The sequence below is a fragment of the Micropruina sonneratiae genome, from assembly GCF_025972045.1.
Lineage (GTDB): Bacteria > Actinomycetota > Actinomycetes > Propionibacteriales > Propionibacteriaceae > Micropruina > Micropruina sonneratiae.
In genome coordinates, this window is sequence record NZ_JAPDHX010000017.1 from 1 (window position 1) to 912 (window position 912).

1 protein-coding gene is annotated in these 912 nt (G+C 65.7%); it reads right to left on the minus strand.

The window, feature by feature from the left end; genetic code table 11:
• Positions 1-912, minus strand: a 912-nt coding sequence (locus tag OIE40_RS16880; RefSeq protein WP_264704212.1) for an IS256 family transposase, incomplete at both ends; no start/stop codon positions are given.

Sequence of the window (912 nt, forward strand, 5' to 3'; positions counted from 1 at the left end):
GATGGCGGCGATGGTCTGATTATCGCTGATGGCGGCGAGGAGGGCCATGGATCCTTCGGAGAGGTAGCGGCGTTCGTCGATGGTCCATTCGTCGTTGGTGTCGGTGAGGATCATGCCGACGAGCCTGATGACGGAGGCTTCGTTGGGGAAGATCCCGACGACGCGGGCTCGTCGTTTGATCTCCTTGTTGAGCCGCTCCAACGGGTTGGTCGACCAGATCTTGCGCCAATGGACACGCGGGAAGGCGGCGAAGGCCAGCACCTCGGCTTTGGCCTCATCCATGTAGGGCCCGATCTTGGGGATGCGGGCGGCGAGCTGGTCACGGACCTGTTCCCAGCAGGCGGCGACGGTGGCGGCGTCGGGTTGGGCGAAGATCGTGCGGAACAACGCCGCGACCATGTTTATCTGGTTCTTGGGCACCATGGCGAGCAGGTTGCGGGCGAAATGGACCCGGCACCGCTGATGCCCCACACCTTGGAAGGCGCGTGCGATCGCGGCCACCAGGCCGGCGTGCTGATCGGAGATGACGAGCTTCACTCCGGCCAGGCCGCGGCTCTTCAGATGGGTGAGGAACGTACGCCAGAACACCTCGTCCTCGCTGTCGCCGACATCCAGCCCGAGGATCTCCCGCCGGCCCTCGCCGGTGACCCCGGTGGCCACCACGACCGCTTTGCTGGCGACCAGCCCGCCGCCACGGACATGCAGGTAGGTGGCATCCAGGAACACGTACGGGTAGCTGGTGGTGTCGAGCCGGCGGGTCCGGAACCGACTGACTTCCTCGTCCAGACCGGCACAGATCCTCGACACCTCGGACTTCGAGATCCCCGTCCCGCCCAGGGCGACGACCAGGTCGTCGACGTTACGGGTCGAGACCCCGTTCACCCACGCTTCCATGATCACCGCGTACAGGGC